The sequence below is a fragment of the Pseudomonas sp. 3JA genome (assembly GCF_036961705.1).
Classification (GTDB): domain Bacteria; phylum Pseudomonadota; class Gammaproteobacteria; order Pseudomonadales; family Pseudomonadaceae; genus Aquipseudomonas; species Aquipseudomonas fluorescens_Q.
Genome location: NZ_JBAMDJ010000002.1, coordinates 94,185 through 111,370, shown reverse-complemented (window position 1 = coordinate 111,370; position 17,186 = coordinate 94,185). Strand labels below are relative to the sequence as shown.

General features: G+C 55.4%; 17 protein-coding genes. 9 read left to right on the top strand and 8 right to left on the bottom strand.

What is annotated here, in order from left to right:
• Window positions 1-67 precede the first annotated feature (67 nt).
• On the top strand, window positions 68-1,816 hold the full coding sequence (locus V7773_RS02060; RefSeq protein ID WP_336072081.1) for a helix-turn-helix domain-containing protein: 1,749 nt from the start codon (window positions 68-70) through the stop codon (window positions 1,814-1,816).
• Between the two features lie 583 nt (window positions 1,817-2,399).
• Here V7773_RS02060 and V7773_RS02055 read toward each other — a convergent pair.
• Entirely contained in the window at window positions 2,400-3,995 is a 1,596-nt protein-coding gene (locus tag V7773_RS02055) for a phytoene desaturase family protein (RefSeq protein WP_336072079.1), read from the bottom strand.
• A gap of 423 nt (window positions 3,996-4,418) precedes the next feature.
• Between V7773_RS02055 and V7773_RS02050 the strand changes: the two genes are divergently transcribed.
• The 7 genes from V7773_RS02050 to V7773_RS02020 all read left to right on the top strand — a co-directional run bounded on the left by V7773_RS02050 (window position 4,419) and on the right by V7773_RS02020 (window position 9,189).
• Entirely contained in the window at window positions 4,419-4,637 is a 219-nt protein-coding gene (locus tag V7773_RS02050; RefSeq protein WP_336072078.1) for a hypothetical protein, read from the top strand.
• Window positions 4,638-4,648: 11 nt separating this feature from the next.
• A complete protein-coding gene (locus tag V7773_RS02045) occupies window positions 4,649-5,785 on the top strand; it encodes an iron-containing alcohol dehydrogenase (protein ID WP_336072077.1) in 1,137 nt (378 codons plus the stop codon).
• A gap of 40 nt (window positions 5,786-5,825) precedes the next feature.
• The gene (locus tag V7773_RS02040; RefSeq protein WP_336072076.1) at window positions 5,826-6,218 is read left to right on the top strand and encodes an AMP-binding protein; all 393 of its coding nucleotides are present in this window, start codon (window positions 5,826-5,828) and stop codon (window positions 6,216-6,218) included.
• A gap of 11 nt (window positions 6,219-6,229) precedes the next feature.
• Entirely contained in the window at window positions 6,230-6,553 is a 324-nt protein-coding gene (locus tag V7773_RS02035) for an AMP-binding protein (RefSeq protein ID WP_336072075.1), read from the top strand.
• 17 nt (window positions 6,554-6,570) lie between these two features.
• A complete protein-coding gene (locus tag V7773_RS02030) occupies window positions 6,571-7,425 on the top strand; it encodes an AMP-binding protein (protein ID WP_336072074.1) in 855 nt (284 codons plus the stop codon).
• A gap of 73 nt (window positions 7,426-7,498) precedes the next feature.
• Window positions 7,499-8,512 carry an AraC family transcriptional regulator gene (locus V7773_RS02025; protein ID WP_336072073.1) on the top strand — a complete coding sequence of 338 codons (1,014 nt, stop codon included), beginning with the start codon at window positions 7,499-7,501 and terminating at the stop codon, window positions 8,510-8,512.
• 86 nt (window positions 8,513-8,598) lie between these two features.
• Complete coding sequence (locus V7773_RS02020; protein WP_336072072.1) at window positions 8,599-9,189, top strand: TetR/AcrR family transcriptional regulator; 591 nt, start codon at window positions 8,599-8,601, stop codon at window positions 9,187-9,189.
• Here V7773_RS02020 and V7773_RS02015 read toward each other — a convergent pair.
• The 7 genes from V7773_RS02015 to V7773_RS01985 all read right to left on the bottom strand — a co-directional run bounded on the left by V7773_RS02015 (window position 9,175) and on the right by V7773_RS01985 (window position 15,569).
• Entirely contained in the window at window positions 9,175-9,414 is a 240-nt protein-coding gene (locus tag V7773_RS02015) for a hypothetical protein (RefSeq protein WP_336072070.1), read from the bottom strand. The two genes, V7773_RS02020 and V7773_RS02015, sit on opposite strands and share 15 nt — an antisense overlap.
• A complete protein-coding gene (locus V7773_RS02010; protein ID WP_336072069.1) occupies window positions 9,411-9,980 on the bottom strand; it encodes an MBL fold metallo-hydrolase in 570 nt (189 codons plus the stop codon). The genes V7773_RS02015 and V7773_RS02010 overlap by 4 nt, the downstream gene beginning before the upstream one ends.
• Before the next feature lie 28 nt (window positions 9,981-10,008).
• Complete coding sequence (locus V7773_RS02005; RefSeq protein WP_079443412.1) at window positions 10,009-10,506, bottom strand: SRPBCC family protein; 498 nt, start codon at window positions 10,504-10,506, stop codon at window positions 10,009-10,011.
• Between the two features lie 913 nt (window positions 10,507-11,419).
• A complete protein-coding gene (locus V7773_RS02000; RefSeq protein ID WP_079443414.1) occupies window positions 11,420-12,460 on the bottom strand; it encodes a flavin reductase family protein in 1,041 nt (346 codons plus the stop codon).
• Between the two features lie 310 nt (window positions 12,461-12,770).
• The gene (dmpG, locus tag V7773_RS01995) at window positions 12,771-13,805 is read right to left on the bottom strand and encodes a 4-hydroxy-2-oxovalerate aldolase (protein ID WP_079443415.1); all 1,035 of its coding nucleotides are present in this window, start codon (window positions 13,803-13,805) and stop codon (window positions 12,771-12,773) included.
• Window positions 13,806-13,827: 22 nt separating this feature from the next.
• Window positions 13,828-14,715 carry an acetaldehyde dehydrogenase (acetylating) gene (locus tag V7773_RS01990; protein WP_079443416.1) on the bottom strand — a complete coding sequence of 296 codons (888 nt, stop codon included), beginning with the start codon at window positions 14,713-14,715 and terminating at the stop codon, window positions 13,828-13,830.
• A gap of 32 nt (window positions 14,716-14,747) precedes the next feature.
• Window positions 14,748-15,569, bottom strand: a complete 822-nt coding sequence (locus tag V7773_RS01985; protein WP_336072068.1) for a fumarylacetoacetate hydrolase family protein — start codon at window positions 15,567-15,569, stop codon at window positions 14,748-14,750.
• Window positions 15,570-15,857: 288 nt separating this feature from the next.
• Here V7773_RS01985 and V7773_RS01980 point away from each other — a divergent pair, with 288 nt between their 5' ends.
• Window positions 15,858-17,171, top strand: a complete 1,314-nt coding sequence (locus V7773_RS01980) for an MFS transporter (RefSeq protein WP_336072066.1) — start codon at window positions 15,858-15,860, stop codon at window positions 17,169-17,171.
• Window positions 17,172-17,186 lie beyond the last annotated feature (15 nt).

The following is a 17,186-nucleotide window of genomic DNA, read 5'->3' as shown; positions in this document are numbered from 1 at the left end:
AGGCGGGCCTGGCAGGCAACGTGGCTGCCGTGACCTCCATGTTCGGGTGAGCGCCTTGAATCGAGAAATGCAGATACTGTCGTTGCGGGATGTGGCCAGTCAGATCAACTCCGGCGGTGACTTGCAGTCGATGCTGCACCAGCTGGTGTACGCCAGTTGCCGCCACACCCACTGGACCATGAGCTCGATCATGGCCATCGACATGGACGCCGGCTTCGGCCACGTCATCGCCCGCCACGACCCGACCCTGGTGCAGCGCCCACTGGTGGATTGCTGGGAGCTGTCGTCCAGCCCGGTGATGACCGCCCTGCAACGCAACGAGGCGGTATTCATCCGCGACGTGCGCGAATGCGAGTACCCCGGCTACCGCCGCGAATCCCTGGAGCGCGATTACCGCACGGTGATGGTGATGCCGATGAACTGCACCGACTTCGATGGCCGGCCCATGGTGCTCAGCGTGATTTCCCGCACGCTGATGGACGTGTCGGAAGAAGACCGGGTGTTCCTCGGCATGATCATCCACCTGGGCGCCATCGCGGTGGAGCGCCAGCGCCAGCTGGAAGCCGAGCGCCGCGCCGCCGAGCGCATGCAGCAGGCCTTGAAGGTGCACACCACGATGCTGGAACACGTGTTGGGCGGCGGTTCGGTGACGTCGTTATCGTTGATGGTGGGCGACCAGTTGCCCAACCCGGTGATCGCCGTGGACTTCACCGCCAACCAGGTGGTGGCGGGGCGCTCGCCGGACACCGCGCTGTTTGATGACAACGCCTGGCAGGCGGCGGTCGCCGGGGTGCTCAGCGTGCAGATTACCAAGGCTGCCCAGGAAAGCTTGCGCAGCGCCCTGCGCAACACGGTCAACCTGTTCCTTGACGATGGTCAGCGCCAGTTTACGTTGCGGGCGCAGATCGAACCGTTGATGGTCGACCACGAACTGGTGGGCGCGCTGGTGTTGTTCCCGGTGGCGGTGCCGGTCAACGAGCTGGATTTGCTGATGCTGGAAAGCGCCAAGTTCGCCTTGAGCGTGCAGATGATGCGCAGTTTTATCCGCTTTCGGTTTGAAACCCGCACCCAGACCGAGTTGTTGTTCGAAGTGCTCGAAGGCCGCTGGCGCGACGCCGATGATATCCAGCAGCGGGCCCAACGCCTGGGGATCAGTTTCAACACCCCGCAGCAGATGATTATTGTCGACTATGGCGCCAAGGCCCGGGAGGCGAAGAACCTGCACCACAACGTCGCCCGCATCCTGCAACGGGCGGGGATGCAGGCCACGGTAATCATCGTCGACAACGGCCTGGTATGCCTGGTGCCGGCGGAAGGCGAGCGCTTGACCAAGATCAAGCGGCAGATCGCGGATGACCTGGCGCACTACCTGGGCGCCGAGCCGATCCTGCTGGCCAGCGGCGTGTGCCGGGTGCTGGCGGATTATCCGGCTGCGTGGGAACGCTGCTGCCGTCTAATCGACATAGCCCATTCCTTAGGCCGCAGCGGACCGATTTCCGACCAGGACTTCGGCCCCATTCCGATCTTCGTCGCAGCAGTGGGGGGGGAGGATATCCGCACCTTCGTCAACGAAAGCGTCGGTGCCATGTTGGAACATGATCGCAAACACCAGACACCGTATCTGGAAACCCTCACCGCGTACCTGCGTGAAAACTGCCGCAGCCAGGCCTGCGCGGACGCGATGGGCGTGCACGTGACCACGCTACGGTATCGATTGGCGCGAATTCAAGAGCTGTTTGACATCGATTTCGAGACGCCCGAGCGGCGGTTTGCAACCGAGTTGGCGATTTATTTGCAACGGGTGTTGGATAGCTAAGGACGACATAGTGCTGCCAGCAGGACTAACTGGTTGGTGATCTTAAGGCGGTTATCGATGGTCTTCTACGGATGACTTCGATATCGGATTGGGGTATACGGTGTCTAACTTGGCGCATTGAAATTTATTCCCGCTTAGACTGCGTTCGGCAAAAAACTGAATGCCCCGACTTGCCGCCGGGGTTTGCACGAACTCTACTCCATTACGAGCCCGAGAACAGCCATTGCCAGTGCGGCTGTGCTCTCGCCGGCCACAAAAGACCGCGTCTTGCTTGGTTGCGCGCTGGGGGGGGGCAGTGCAACAATCTGGGTGAAGTTGAGTGGGCTGTCTATAGCGCTTCGCAAATCGCTCACCGTCGGTGGCAGGTTGCGGGGTCGATCAGAATCGGTCGCGCGCTGTTAAATAGGAACGTTGCCTGCCAGGCGCATTATAAGCGGTTTGCACGATGACGCGAATGTTCAACATTAATGCCGTTTCGACATGAACGTTTAGACGGCACTAATGTAGCTCTGCCATATAAGCCATGAGACGCTGCAAAGATATATATTGCGGCAGGGCAGTAGGGCTATTGCTAGCCAGGGGCTTACGACGATCGGATGTGAGACATCAGATCTTTGCCAATTACTGCAGACGCACACAGCACACCGCCGACAAGGGCGCCAATGACCCCATCAGTCGCTACGTCCTGTCCAGTGAGATAGAGCCCCTTGATAAGGGTGTGCGCCCGCAGCCAATGTTGTCTGAAACGCTGGGGGGACGATTCGATTCCCATGAACCCGCCATGCTCACGTTTGGCAAACGTCTCGTAACTCAATGGCGTGGATACTTCAAAGTAATCCAGTGCTTCCCGAGCCTGGGGAACGTGGCGAAAGAGTTCGGCCAGCAACCGTTTGCCGATCTGCTCTTTGAGTGCAAGGTAATCATCGCCGCGCTTCATCCAGCGGGTGTCCTCCCACTGTTTAAAATGTTTATAGTCCGTGTAAGCATACATCTCGACAGTGGCCTTGTTGGGGAACTCTTCATGCCAGGAAGCGTCCTTGGCGGACGGGAAGGTGATGAAGTACCAGGGGAAGGGGGCGTTGAAGTCTTTTCGGTGCGCTTCCAAGTTGGCCTGGAAATCGTTTGTCGCGTGTGACCAGATGTTCGCCGGCGTGAAGCCGATTTCTTCTGCTGATCGATTGAAACCGATATTGATGCCGACCACGGCATACGTCTCGATGACATTTTCCAGGAGTCGGTCAAGACCGGCATCCTGGCTGACCTGTTGTGGCAGCAGTCGAGAAAAAGTGTTCCGTACACCTGCGTTGCTGACGATCACCGGGCAGCGTATCTCGTCTCCGGAGCTGAGACGAACACCTTGGGCAATCCCATCTTCAACGAGTATTTCGGTGACCTCGGCGCCGTGCAAGAGCGTCCCACCCGCGCGCTCGATGAGCGGCGCCATCAATCTGGAAAATGTCATTCCGCCCCCCACGGGATAGAAGGCGCCATTGAGATAATGTTTGGCCAGCATGCAGTGCATCGCGAACGAACTTCTGGTGGGTTCCAGACTGTAATCGCCATAGTTGGCACAGATAACCGCAATCAGCTCTGGGTCGGTAATCAGCTCGGAAAGGACGTCGAGCGTGAGGCGGTCCGAGTAGCTGTGGAAAGTGGCACACATTGCGTCGTAAACGGAGTCCGTTGCGTTGATTGACATTGCCTTCTGGGCAAAGTAGCCAGCTGAACTTTTGGCAACCTTGACGACCAGGTTTATGTATTGGTCGATGCCATCTGCTTCGTGGGGGAAATGCTCCTTGAGCAGATTGCTGTATGCCTCTGGCCCGGTGGGTATTTCATAATAGCGATCACCGATTGCCATACGGTTGAAAACGTTCGGCATGGGTTTCCATTCCAGGCCACCGCCGGTGACATAGTTAAAAAGCTTCCAGCCAGCAGACTGTTTTGAGCCCACATCCCCGATGTAGTGCATGCCTACGGTCCAGCGATAGCCTTTACGGGTGTACGCATGTGTCATACCGCCGATCACGTTGTGCTGTTCGAGCACCAAGACTCGTTTGCCCTGTTGGGCAAGAATGGAGGCTGCGCTCAGGCCACCCATGCCTGAACCAATGACGATGGCGTCAAACTCGCCCGAGATGCCAACGGCTTTGCGATAGGCGTTGCCGACTGTTTTCATGAGATGTCTCCCGCTCGATGTTTGTTATGAGTACGGTGCGATGACGGCCCTTCATGCGTGCGGGCGGTGGAGCACTGTTCGCTCGCCATCTAACTTAACGGGTGTTTATGTCTGGTGTCCATATGCTTTTTTCTGTAATGTATTTTTGAACGTGGCGTGCTTGATTCTTGGGTTTATAGCGAATAGATCTTGCTTTAAAAAAATTAACGCCTGTTAAGTTAAGTGGTTAATTATGCACTTCAGATACGACGAGACCGTAGAGGCTAGCGCCCAAAGGGCCTGGCAGGTAATGCGCGATTTTGCGGCCATAGAACGGGCGGGACTGGCGCAAAGGGTCGCGATGGTCGGCGAGGGGCCAGGCAGTTGCCGACATTTGTACATGCCCGGTGGGAGCGTGCTGGTCGAGTGTCTGGAGGTGACGCAGTGCTCGCCCTGACCTACGTCATGACGCAGCGCGGCTCCATGCCGTTTGAGCATTACCGGGCGACTTTGCAGATTATGGGCGATGACTATCAATGTGAAGTTGTCTTTACAGCCCGATACGAGCCGATCGGGGTCTCCGAAGAGCAGGCCCAACGCATGCTCAGCAAGATCTATCAGGCCCTGATCAAGGTAGCCAGAACCGATCTTTTATCGTCGTAGAGGAGTCACCCATGGCAACGCTCAATTACCTTGCCCAGATTCACTTTGATCATGGCGCTATCAAGCATCTGGCCAAGGGGATGCAACGACTGCAGATGCAGCGCCCTTTGATTGTCAGTGGTCCCAACCTGGCGAAGGGGCCGATAGTGCAAACTTTGCGTGAGCAGTTGCCAGATAACGTGCCGTTCGTGCTTTTCAGTGAGGTGCCGTCGAACCCAACCGAGTCGGCGGTGTTGCAGGCGCTGGAGGTTTATCGCGTTGCTGATTGTGACAGCATTATCTGTATCGGTGGAGGATCACCGATGGACCTGGGCAAGGCGGTCGCTTTGTTGGCGCGTCAGCCCGGCCCTCTGGCCCAATACGCTGCCACACAAGGCGGCAGGGGCAAGATTCGCGATGTAGCTCCCCTGATTGCCATCCCCACCACGGCGGGTACGGGCTCGGAGGCGAGCGTGGCCAGCGTCATCATCTGTGAGGACGGTCGCAAGCTGACCCTCGTCAGTGATTTACTCTTACCTCGCCTGGCTATCTGCGACCCACAGTTGACGCTTGGGCTTCCGGCTGGGCTGACCGCAGCCACGGGTATGGATGCCGTCACCCACTGTATCGAGGCCGTGCTCTCGCCCATCATCAATCCGCCGGCGGAAGCGGTCGGTCTTGATGGGCTGGAGCGGGCAATCGGTGAGGGGAACCTACTGCGTGCGGTGCGTGACGGTCAGGATGCAGATGCTCGCTGGCACATGATGATGGCTTCTTCCGAAGGGGCGTTGTCGTTTATCAAAGGCCTCGGCGCAGTGCACGCGATGAGTCACGCCGTTGGGCGTATTCACGAACTCAACCTGCATCACGGCACGCTGAACGCTGTGATATTGCCGGCCATTTTACGTTTCAATCATGCCCATGCAGGCGACAAGTACATGCGACTTAGGCGGGCCATGGGGCTGGCTCCCAACACCGATCTCGCAGACTTCATCAGCGATCTCAACCAAAGCCTTGGACTACCTATCAATCTCAAGCAAATGGGCGTCAGCGATGTCCACCTGGACGATTTGACCGACCACGCCATGGCCGATCTAAACACCACGACGAACCCCAGAAAACCCGGTGTGCAAGACTACCAACAGCTGTTTCTAGAAGTGCTGGGCTGAACCTTGATCAAAGAGTTGAGCGGTAAAGGAGAGTACCAAGATGCTTGGTTTGATGATGGATAAACCCCTATTGGTCGGTAGCTTTCTTGAGCATGCCGAGCGCTTTCACCCCGAGCAGGAGGTTGTCAGTCGGTTGAGCGATGGCACACTCGTCTATCAGCGGTATAGAGAACTCGCACGACGCACCCGGAAATTGGCCAATGCGCTATGGGCGCTAGGTGTTAAACCTGGTGATCGGGTAGCGACGCTGGCTTGGAATACCCATCACCATCTAAGGCTTTATTATGCCTGTGCGGGTAGCTGCGTCGTTTGTCACACCATCAACCCGCGTCTGCATACAGAACAGCTGACGTACATTATTGAACATGCTGAAGACTCGCTGTTGTTCTTTGATATTGACTTGGAACCCTTGGTCGAAAGCTTGCAGGCGTGAGGGCCGGGTTGATGCACTGGGTTACTTTGGGCACCGAGACCGACCTGTCCAAGGCCATGCCCGTGGGCTGTATGTCCTATGAAGAACTGCTGGATGCCCTGAGTGATGGGCTGGTTTGGCCGGAGCTGGATGAGCGAATGGCTTGTTCGTTATGCTACACGTCGGGCACTACAGGTAATCCCAAAGGCGTGCTCTACAGTCACCGATCCAGCGTTCTGCATGCGCTCGTCGCGGCGCTTCCAGATTGCGCGGCATTGTCGGCGCGTTCCGTGGTGATCCCCATGGTGCCTATGTTCCACGTCAATGTCGGGGAGTGCCGTACGCAGCGTTGCTAACCGGTGCCAGATTGGTCATGCCAGGCAATGGTTTAGACGGTTCGAGCCTTTGCACATTGTTGGAAAAAGAGAAAGTGACGTTTGCATTTGGCGTGCCCACCATTTGGCAGAGCGTACTGAACCATCTGGACGAGCGCCAACTAAGGCTCAATGATCTGCGCGAAGTTTTCATCGGTGGATCTGCCCTGGATAAGTCGCTGCTGCAACGCTTCGAGACCGTGGGCGTCACCGTGGTACACGCCTGGGGCATGACCGAGTTGAGTCCTATCGGCGTAGTGAACAAGCCCTTGCCGGACTCAGGGAGCCAAGGTGATGAGGATTTGTTGCAGGAGAAACTCAAGCAAGGTCGAGGCATACGGGGCGTGGATTGGCGTATTGTCGACGATAGCGAGCAAACGCTGGCCTGGGATGGCACCAGCGTCGGACATCTTCAGGTTCGCGGTCATTGGGCTGCCAGTCAGTATTTCAGGCAGGATGAAACCGTCTGTACCACCGATGGCTGGTTTTCAACGGGGGACATTGCTCACACGGACAGGCGCGGGTTTCTAAAACTCACCGATCGTTCGAAAGATGCGATCAAGTCTGGCGGTGAGTGGATCAGTTCTCTGGAATTGGAGCTGGCGGCCCAGAGCCATGCAGCCGTAGCTCAAGCGGCCGTCATCGCCATACCCGATGTCAAATGGACTGAGCGCCCGCTGCTGATTCTGACGCTCAAGGAAGGCTGCACCATTGATCTTGATACAATTTGCAAGCACCTGCAGAGTTATGTCCCTAATTGGTGGTTGCCGGATCGTCTTGAAGTGATTGAAGAGATGCCGCTGGGAGCGACAGGCAAGATTCATAAGCAGTCCTTGCGCGAGCGATTTCTTTGAAGCAAGTGAGGGCAGGTTTCGATGATCCTCGAGACCTGAGGGATTTCTCAGTGTCTGCTTTTGGGGTTGGCGAATGGATTGGCGACAGAAGCGTAGTTACTCCGGAGTACGCTATCTCCTTGAGACGGCGAGGGAAAACGAACTGCCCATCGAGCACTGCCTTTTAGGAAGTGCAATTGAAGTGGCTGAGTTGGCCAGATCCGATGGCACTATCGAAGCCTGGCAGGAGCTTGCCGTTATTCGAAACCTGACTCAGCGGATCGGACGGCCCGGACTCGGCTTCGTCGCGGGGCGTCAGTACCATCTGACCTCGTTAGGGTTACTTGGCTTCACGATGCTTGCAAGCGAAACACTGTTGAGTGCATTGGTGGCGTTTGATCGCTTTCAATCGCTGGCCTTGACCATTTGCCCGGTCAAGACCACGCCTGACCCGCGTGGTTTATGGGTGATTTTTGATGATTTGGTATTACCCCGTGATGCCAGTTGCTTTGTCGTGGAGCGTGGCCTTAGTGCTGTTATACACATCACGTGCGAACTGATGCAGAGAGAGGTCGTGCCGTTGAGCATTCAAGTTCGCTACGACAGGCCGGGGGGAAGGCTGTCGGGTTACCAGGGGTTGCCTGTCCCGGTAACCTTCAGTAGTGACCATAACGGCGTTTTATTTACCCATGCGGACCTGAAATGTGTGCTGCCTCAGGCCAATCATGCAGCGCGCTTTCAGGGGGAAGTACTGTGTGGTCGTTTGATTGATCAGGCGGAGCTGACGCCCGAGAACCTGCCAACCACACGGCGGGTGCAGATGGTTCTAATTGAGCATGCGGCTTCACTGTTGACGGGTAAGGAGGTCGCTCGTCTTTTAGGGGTGTCCGAGAGAACTTTACATCGACGTCTGGTCGATGAGGGGCAGAGTTTCAGGTTGCTCAACGACCAAGTCAAAATGCGCATTGCTAAACGACTGTTGAGCGAATCGAAAATGGACCTTCAGCACACCGCAGAATCCATAGGTTATGCAGATGCAGCCAGTTTTTGCCGAGCATTTCAACGCTGGACGGGAAAAACCCCCGGCCGCTGGAAAAGGTCTGTATGAGGACATAGAGCCATAGGACTGTTGGGGATTCGCTGTCGCACGCGTTACTCTATCGCCCGAAGTTGTATCATCTGTTGGGGTCAGAATTGTCCAAGCACGATCAGAAAGCGTTAATTCTCAACGAAGCGCGTTCGCTGTTCCTCGAGACAGGGGAGAAAGGATTGTCGATGCGTAAACTCGCCACCTCGATTGGGGTGACGCCTGCGGCCATCTATTGGCATTTTAAAAACAAGGAGGAACTGCTCGGCGAGATATTTTTGGAGGGTGTAGAAACGTTCTCCCGATATATGAGTAAATCCCTCATGGGCGATAACCCTTTACATCGGTTACAGCTGTGTTCCGAGGCTTTTCTGGCATTCGGCATGGAGCAACCCAGCCACTACGGAATTTTTTTTCTAAGTCACAAGCCGCAGGTGAGCGAAGACATTCTGAGGCAACTTTCACAACTACGTCGAGGGACATTCCAGATTTTGCTCGATCGTGTTCGCGAGTGCCATAACGTCGGTCTGTTCAGACAAGATATCAATATTGAACGCACTGCCATGATGCTGCTCAGCTCCTGCCAAGGTATGATGACTATGTATCGACATGGCCAGCTCGGGGGGAGTGAGGAGAATTTTGTTCAGATTTATCGAAATACCTATCAGTTGGCTGAAACTTTGCTACTTGCGCGGTGAGTCAGTAATAGGCTGCGGGATTGACTCAAATTTTTCTTTGGTTGATGGAGTAGACACAGGTCCCATGTGTCCTGTGTACCAGATTTCAATTTCGCTGTTTTCGAGAACTTTCATAATGTCTCGATCATTGCTCTTCAAATCGCACATAAAAAAATGTCTGGCTGGTTTGGTTTTATTGAGCAGTTCGCCGCGAATAACGTCTCCGACAAAAGCCTTATCATTCATGAGCACCACGAGGGAGCCAGGGGTATGACTTGGCATCGACAAAATCTGCCTTTCATGCCGATCTCAGTCAAATCGAACCCTCCCTTGACCCATATGTCGGCCGAAACCGGAGGGTATGACTCTTGCTGAATGGACGGCTTAAGAAAGTTTGCAAGCAAGTTGGTAGGACAAAGCGAAGCATTCTTCCCGGAAGCCAGCATATTTTGATCGTCCCGGCCAGCGATTAGAGTGGTGCCAAAGTGTTCCTTGAAATAGCGGGCCCCTCCTGCATGATCCGTATGTCCATGGGTAATAACCAGATAGTCAATGCTGCGCGGATCAATTCCCTCGGCCCTCATAGCCGATACGAACGTTGGTTCGTCACCGTGCTTGCCTGAGTCAATCATCAGGCGTTTACCATAAGCATCTATAATATGAATATTGGCAAGGGATACCGTAAATGTCTTCACGTCGCTTTGATCGGCCGACTTTTGAGGGGCGCTGCTACATCCTCCAAACGTCAGTGCCAGTGCCATAGCGCCCACGGGACTAATGACGCTGTATGGGAATTTAACGATTCTGTTCATGGCGTTCTCTCTAGCCTTCTAATGCGGTTTATAGATCGCCTTCGAGATTTTTTTTCAGGTTTTTCAGCGCTGTTTCAGACATCTTGTTCATGCCGCCTTTCATAGTGATGATGTATTTTTCCAGTGAGTACTCAAGGGTTCTCTGAAAAAGGGTGCCGTTTCCGGTCTTTTTCAGCCTGTAATTGATGGTTCCATCTATGAGCGGAGAGGTAAATACCGTTTTGAGTTCGTTGGGAGGTGAAGCGATCACTACCTCATAGTTCATCTCCGTTTCTTGGCCATAGATGCGGATTTTCTCTGAGAACTTATCGCCTTTCATAAGTGGTTTTAGGGTTTCAGAACGAGCGCTGATGGATGCAGGATGCCATTCATGCCAACGATCCGGTTGAGCTACATAGCTATAAGCTTTTTCTATGGGGGCTTCGATGAAGATTTCATTGGAGTTTTGGTCCGCGCTGGCAGCACCGTAAAATACTTGAAAAAATGAAGCCAGGGCTGCCAGTTTTTTCAGTTTTTTGTTATTCATATCGAACCCTATTCAGCTGATTTAAATGCTCACTCCGGTGTCATATTAAATGGCTTTCTTGAGTATTTCATTGATGTGTTATGACGAATTTTGATAGTTTTTGCCACGAAAAGTGCCAGATGAGGTCTGTAGTGCCCGAGTTTTAGGCCCTCGCTATTTGATACTAAAAATCATAAGCTGGTCGAAAATCAGTTCCTTCTTGCCTTTAATTTATGGCTCTTTCATTAAGGGCGCTTAGCTCGCATACAGCTGCCTCTCGCACATACGCATCAACCGTTTTCGCACCATCTATAGATTCGACGAAGCGAAGAAGGTAGTCTGTTAAGTGATGGTTTTCGATAAGACATGAACGCGCACCTTCGTATAGCCAAACTGGTACCTGATCATGTGAAACGGTCCCGTTACGTCGGCAGGGGTGTGAGAACATCCTCAAGTAAGCATACGGATCATGCCCGTTGAGCTACGCCGATTGGACAAACTCATGATCTCCGCCGCACGTTTGCCGTGGCGTAACGACCCCCGTGAACATCCAGTTCGAGCGCCCAAGAACCCGCGGCCGGATCTGATTGTCGGGTAGCCCCGCGTCCACCCCCCTAAGAACCGGGCATGCGAGTTTCCCCGCATAAAATGTGGCTGAGCACATTTTATGCGGTAGTTCCACGTGTACGAATCTGTGTGGGGGCGGCAGGTAACTGCCGTCCCTACCGCGACGCAAAGTTGAAGTTGATGCGACTCTGGACTCGCGACCTGCGGTGGAATCTGATCGTTCTATCAGCACCATGCGTGTATATTTTGCTAGCTCGGACCGCGAAATCGGACGACTGACGCCTGTTAGCAGATGTCTTTTTCTGTTCCAATACTGCACAAGGTGTCGAGTAGATACTCACGATTAGTTAGTGGCTGTCCATTATTGCTAGAACCATCGGTATGGAATCAGTGGGCTGTGTATTCGGACGAAGCGGCTCAACAATGTGCGTAATGCGATCGTTTCGGGCACTCCCAGTTGCCGCATCATCTCCTCTTCCACTACAACGCTTTCCTTCTCCATCTGCTCGACCATGGTTCGGCCTTCTGCAGTCAGATAAATACGTGTGTGATCTCTATTGAGCAACGGGCCGGACTCTTCCAGATCTTCTTCAATTCTGATCAACGCCCTTGCTGCCAGATCATCAATGGATTCAGGGCCTACGGAGCGACCGGAGTAGGTTGCTAGCGTACTCAGTTCACGGTAAGTACGACCTTCACGGGCGCCCAGTGCACTTAGGATGAGGTGTTCGATATCGTTCAGCTCCAGCGCCCGAGCCTGCTCACGTACCTTGGCATAGAAATGTAGGTAAGCGCTGGCCAACAGATACCCCAGCGGACTCGTCTCGCTCACATTACGCGGATCTTCTCCAGGAGGTGGCAGGACTGTCTGAGCCGTGCTGGTGGCGATGGCATAGTTACCGCTTTGAAACACGAGAGGGGGCGTACCACTCTGTTCGAACTTTACGACCTCACCCACCAAAATAATGTGGTCACCCCCATCGAAGATATTGGCGGTACGGCACTCCAGTCGTGTCGTGCAGCCCGAGAGCAGCGGTGCAGCACCGTAGCCATCCTCGTAGATGACGCCGTCGAATTTTTCAGCCCCTGTGGTGCTCCGGGCAAATCTTGAAGACAGGTCCCCCTGGTCATGCGCGAGGATATGTACCGCCCAATGACTGGCCTCTTCAAAGACTGGCAAGCTTTGCGATTTACGTGCGAGACTCCACAACACCATCGGCGGGTCCAGGGATACTGAGTTGAAGCTGTTAGCGGTAACGCCGACCGGAGATCCATCGTTCCCCCGAGCTGTGACTATCGTCACCCCCGTGGTGAATGTTCCTAGAGCCTGGCGAAACCCCTTGATATCAAGAGGCGGTGAGGTGTTCGGTTGTTGGTTTAGTTCATTGCGCTGTGCATTGTCGATCATGTCTCGGTTCCTCTGGTGATAAAGCAAATTCAGTGGAATGAATTGTGTTATGCCTGAGGGCTAATCGCATGATCTGTATGGACGATAACTCGCCTTGTAAAGGCATTAACTTTGTCACTTTTGTAGTTCTTTGGGGCACTTTGAATCACGTGGACGACCACGCACCGGTTGCCATTTATGTGCCATCAAGGTGGTTATTCAGATGTACACGGTTGGTATGAAAGTAGAGTCCGTTGATGCGTTATATAAGGAGAAAAAAGCCCCCGAAGTGGAGGCAGGATGACGCGGGTTACATGATGTTTTTTACTGCTCAGACAATCAGGCCTCGCTCGCGAGCCATATCCAGGGCAAGGTCTTCAATCATGTCTTCCTGGCCGCCGACGGTCTTGCGCCGACCCAGTTCGAGCAGGATTTCATAGGACGGTACGCCGTATTTGCTAGCAGCACGTTTGGCGAATAGCAGGAAGGAGGAGTAAACGCCGGCGTACCCCAGCATCAGCGAGTCACGGTCAACCCGGACAATATGCTCCATCATCGGGAATACCCGCTCCTCGGCGACATCGGCGAGTTTGAAGACATCGACCCCGGTGATGATGCCCATGCGATCGCACACAGCGTTGAAAACTTCCAGAGGTGTGTTGCCGGCACCGGCGCCGAGGCCTGCGGCAGAACCATCGATGCGACTCGCTCCTGCTTCGATCGCCGCAAGCGAGTTGGCGATGCCCATGCCCAGATTGTGATGGCCATGGAAACCCAATTCGGTTTGCGGATCGAGCGCCTGGCGGACAGCATCGATACGAACGCGAACATCCTCTGGAAGCATGTAACCGGCGGAGTCGGTTACGTACAAACAGTTAGCCCCATAGCTCTCCATCAGCTTGGCCTGTTTCACCAGGCTTTCGGCATCGAGCATATGGGCCATCATCAAAAAACCGACGGTATCCATACCCAGCTTACGGCCGTACTGAATGTGTTGCTCGGATACGTCGGCTTCGGTGCAATGCGTCGCGACTCGGATCGTGTGGACACCGCATTCATAGGCCATCTGCAGATGGTCGACAGTTCCGATGCCGGGCAACAGCAGGGCTGAGACCTTGGCTTGCCTCATCTTTGGAATCACAGCCCGAAGGTATTCCTCGTCGCTGTGCGCCGGAAAGCCGTAGTTGACAGAAGTGCCTCCCAGACCGTCGCCGTGTGTTACCTCGATCAGTTGTACACCGGCGTCATCCAAGCCTGTGGCAACGTCGATCATTTCCTTGAGCGTGATCTGGTGGCGTTTGGGGTGCATGCCGTCGCGCAATGACATGTCATGCAGTTTGATTTCCTTGCCGCGTAAGTCGGTCATGGCATTTTCTCTTCAAGAAGGGTTAAGACTTCAGCATGTGTTGGGCGAACATTTCGGCAGTGCGAGCAGCCGCAGCCGTCATAATGTCCAGGTTGCCGGCGTACTTGGGCAAGTAGTCGCCGAGGCCTTCCACCTCCATGAAGATCGAGACTCGGTTGCCATCAAACACCGGTCCATTTTTCAGGATGTAGCCGGGCACGTACTTCTGCACTTCCTTGATCATGGCGTGCACCGATCGTGTGATCGCGTCACGGTCAGGCTCGGTTTCGGTCAGGCAATGGATGGTGTCGCGCATGATCAGAGGTGGTTCGGCAGGGTTGATCACGATGATTGCCTTGCCTTCCTTCGCTCCCCCGATCTTGACCACAGCACCAGCAGTTGTACGGGTGAACTCATCGATGTTCTTGCGTGTCCCCGGGCCGACCGAGCGTGAAGAGACTGTCGCGACGATCTCGCCGTAGCTCACCGGCTGCACGCGCGACACCGCGTTGACCATGGGAATGGTTGCTTGCCCGCCACAGGTCACCATGTTGACGTTCATGATCTGCTTGCCAAGGTGTTCGGCCAGATTGACCGCCGGTACGCAGTAAGGACCGATGGCGGCGGGGGTCAGGTCAATCATCAACACGCCCAGTTCATTGAGCTTTCGCGAGTTCTCGGCGTGGACGTAGGCTGAAGTAGCGTCGAAGGCAATCTGGATGTTGTCGGCCTTGATGTGGGGTAGCAACCCATCAACGCCCTCGGCGGTGGTCTTGAGCCCCATCTCCTGAGCGCGCTTCAAACCATCGGAGTTGGGGTCGATGCCCACCATCCAGACCGGTTCCAGTACGTCGCTGCGTTGCAGCTTGTAAAGCAGGTCGGTGCCGATGTTGCCGGGACCGATCAAGGCACATCTGATTTTGCGTGTCATGGCCAGTTATCTCGCGTGATTGAAAGGCAGGTTTATTCGGTGAAGCGAATCGAGGCGCAGCCAATGCCGCTGATGCTCAGTTCAAAGCGGTCACCGGGCTGCACGGGCACCAGTGGCACCAATGATCCGGAGAGGATGATTTCACCGGCGCGCAGGGGCATGCCGAACGCTCCCAGCGTGTTGGCCAGCCAGGCAACAGCCTCCGCGGGGTGGCCCTGCACAGCAGAGCCCAGTCCGCTGGAGTGCAGTTCACCATTGCGTTTCATATCCAGGCGGACATTGGCGAGGTCGAGATCGGTAGGGTCGATCCGGTGTTGGCCCAGGACGAAGACACCGCAGGAAGCGTTGTCAGCGATGGTGTCCTGGATCGCGATCTTCCAGTCCTTGATGCGTGAGTCGACGATCTCGAAACACGCCACCACGGACTTTGTGGCGCGCAGTACATCTTCCCGGGTAATGCCTGGGCCCAGCAGTTCATCCTTGAGGATGAACGCGATCTCGCCTTCAGCACGGGGCTGGATCAGATTGGCCTGCTTGATGCTGATGCAGGCACCATCTTCGAACTGCATCCGATCGGTGAGAAAGCCGAAATCGGGTTGGTGAACACCGAGCATGTCCTGGACTGGCTTGCTGGTGACGCCAATCTTTTTACCGATCACGATCTCGCCATCGGCCTCGCGCCGTTCCAGGATCTGGAGCGAGATGCGGTAGGCGCCCTCAATGCTCAGGTCGTCACTGAAGGTCAGGGGCTCGATCGTTACCCCCTCGCGAAGTGCGCGGTACAAGCGCTCGGCGAGGGGATGCAACTCAGCGATGGATTGGGTATGGGCTACAGATTCAACTTCAGGTGGCATTCGACTGTCCTCTTGTCTGACTCAGTCGAATCATGCCGCAAGCGAGCCAAGTCGCCCTGATCAGCTTGGATTACATTTTGAGTTTTCCCTGGAAGAAAGGCACCGATTTTCAGTGCTCGCAAACCCAGGCGTCGTGCCACGGTTTTCCCTGGCCTTAATCTGTATTGACGAGGCGCGGCGCGGCGCGCGGGTTCAAGATCAGACGAAATGAATGGGGAATAGCGGGTGAACAGCCAATCCAGCGCACACAGGCCAATTGAACTGACGACGCCGCAGCGAACACGCGCGATGTGTGGGGTGTATGCCGTACTGTTCTTGCTGGGCCTTGAAACCACCATCGGTGGCAGCATCCTTCCACTGGCTGCCCATGAGCTCAATGGCCTTGAGCGCTTTCCGCTGACGGGCACCTTGCAGATGCTGGCCTCGGCCTGCGCAACGCCCATCACTGCGCGGCTGGGGGACATGTATGGTCGCAAGCGCCTGCTGCAAGGGGCGATTGCTTTGCTCTGCCTGGCGGGTGTCGGCAGTGGAATGGCCTTGACGATGGAGCACTTGCTGGCGATGCGCGTGCTCAATGGCGTCGCGCTCGGCATGATGGCCGCCACCGCCTTTGCCGTGCCTGCCGATGTTTTTCCCGATCCTGTGCAGCGTGTCCGGTGGCAAAGTGTCAGCGGTGTTATGTTTGCCTTGTCGAGCAGTTTTGGTCCCTTGTTGGGCGCGATGTTCAGCGACGCGTTTGGCTGGCGCTCGGCGCTGTTCGTGGTCCCGGTAGTCGGTCTACCGGTACTGATGATCCTGGGTTTTCTTCCTGCCAACCGACCTGTGCATCTGCAGACTCAGCGGTTCGATGCGCTCGGCGGCGGCCTGTTATGTGTCTTTATCGTGTCTTCACTCATGGCCTTGCAAGAGCATCTTGCGGATGTGCAATCTATCGCATCGTTCGTCGGTTGGTGGGTGCTGTGCGGGCTTGCGCTGATGATCCTCTGGCGGCATCAGCAACGGGTGACGCAACCCATCATGGCACTTGAGATCCTGCGCAACCGGGCGGCGCGGCAAATCATTGTCTCCACGTTGCTCAGTGGTGCCGTGCTGTTCATTCTGTTTTTCTACAGCCCGACGCTGCTGCATGAAGTCGTTGGTTTGAGCCTGGTCGAAGCCGGAGTGGCGATGATTCCCATGCTGGTCGGCATGCCGGTGGGCAGCATACTCAACGGCCTGCTGTTTCGCCGCCAGCGTCGACCGCAACGGTTGATGGCAATGGGCGCGTTGTTGCTGCTTGCAGGATGTGCGCTTCTCTATCTGTTGAACCCGCAAAGCTCATCGGCCTACATCTTCACCAGCTTCGGCTTATGTGGCCTGGGGTTGGGTGTGATTAACCAGAACCAGATGTTGTTCATGCAGATGGCCGCGCCTGTGCAGCATGTCGGCGCTGCCACGGGACTGATTTCAACCGCACGCACCTATGGCGGAGCACTGGGCAGTGCGCTGCTGGGGTTGGCGCTGGGGGTGAGCAGCATGGGTCAGGCGCTCAGCGTGGGCCTGCTCTTCTCGGTCATGGCGTCGGCGTTGCTGATTGCGCTGAGCCTGAAACTGCACAAGTAGTGCTGATGTTTCGGT

Coding starts and splice junctions, on each gene's coding strand:
- V7773_RS02060 (WP_336072081.1), top strand. CDS start 68: ATGCAGATACTGTCGTTGCGGGATGTGGCCAGTCAGATCAACTCCGGC.
- V7773_RS02055 (WP_336072079.1), bottom strand. CDS start 3,995: ATGAAAACAGTCGGCAACGCCTATCGCAAAGCCGTTGGCATCTCGGGC.
- V7773_RS02045 (WP_336072077.1), top strand. CDS start 4,649: ATGGCAACGCTCAATTACCTTGCCCAGATTCACTTTGATCATGGCGCT.
- V7773_RS02040 (WP_336072076.1), top strand. CDS start 5,826: ATGCTTGGTTTGATGATGGATAAACCCCTATTGGTCGGTAGCTTTCTT.
- V7773_RS02035 (WP_336072075.1), top strand. CDS start 6,230: ATGCACTGGGTTACTTTGGGCACCGAGACCGACCTGTCCAAGGCCATG.
- V7773_RS02030 (WP_336072074.1), top strand. CDS start 6,571: ATGCCAGGCAATGGTTTAGACGGTTCGAGCCTTTGCACATTGTTGGAA.
- V7773_RS02025 (WP_336072073.1), top strand. CDS start 7,499: ATGGATTGGCGACAGAAGCGTAGTTACTCCGGAGTACGCTATCTCCTT.
- V7773_RS02015 (WP_336072070.1), bottom strand. CDS start 9,414: ATGAATGATAAGGCTTTTGTCGGAGACGTTATTCGCGGCGAACTGCTC.
- V7773_RS02010 (WP_336072069.1), bottom strand. CDS start 9,980: ATGAACAGAATCGTTAAATTCCCATACAGCGTCATTAGTCCCGTGGGC.
- V7773_RS02005 (WP_079443412.1), bottom strand. CDS start 10,506: ATGAATAACAAAAAACTGAAAAAACTGGCAGCCCTGGCTTCATTTTTT.
- V7773_RS02000 (WP_079443414.1), bottom strand. CDS start 12,460: ATGATCGACAATGCACAGCGCAATGAACTAAACCAACAACCGAACACC.
- dmpG (WP_079443415.1), bottom strand. CDS start 13,805: ATGACCGACTTACGCGGCAAGGAAATCAAACTGCATGACATGTCATTG.
- V7773_RS01990 (WP_079443416.1), bottom strand. CDS start 14,715: ATGACACGCAAAATCAGATGTGCCTTGATCGGTCCCGGCAACATCGGC.
- V7773_RS01985 (WP_336072068.1), bottom strand. CDS start 15,569: ATGCCACCTGAAGTTGAATCTGTAGCCCATACCCAATCCATCGCTGAG.
- V7773_RS01980 (WP_336072066.1), top strand. CDS start 15,858: ATGTGTGGGGTGTATGCCGTACTGTTCTTGCTGGGCCTTGAAACCACC.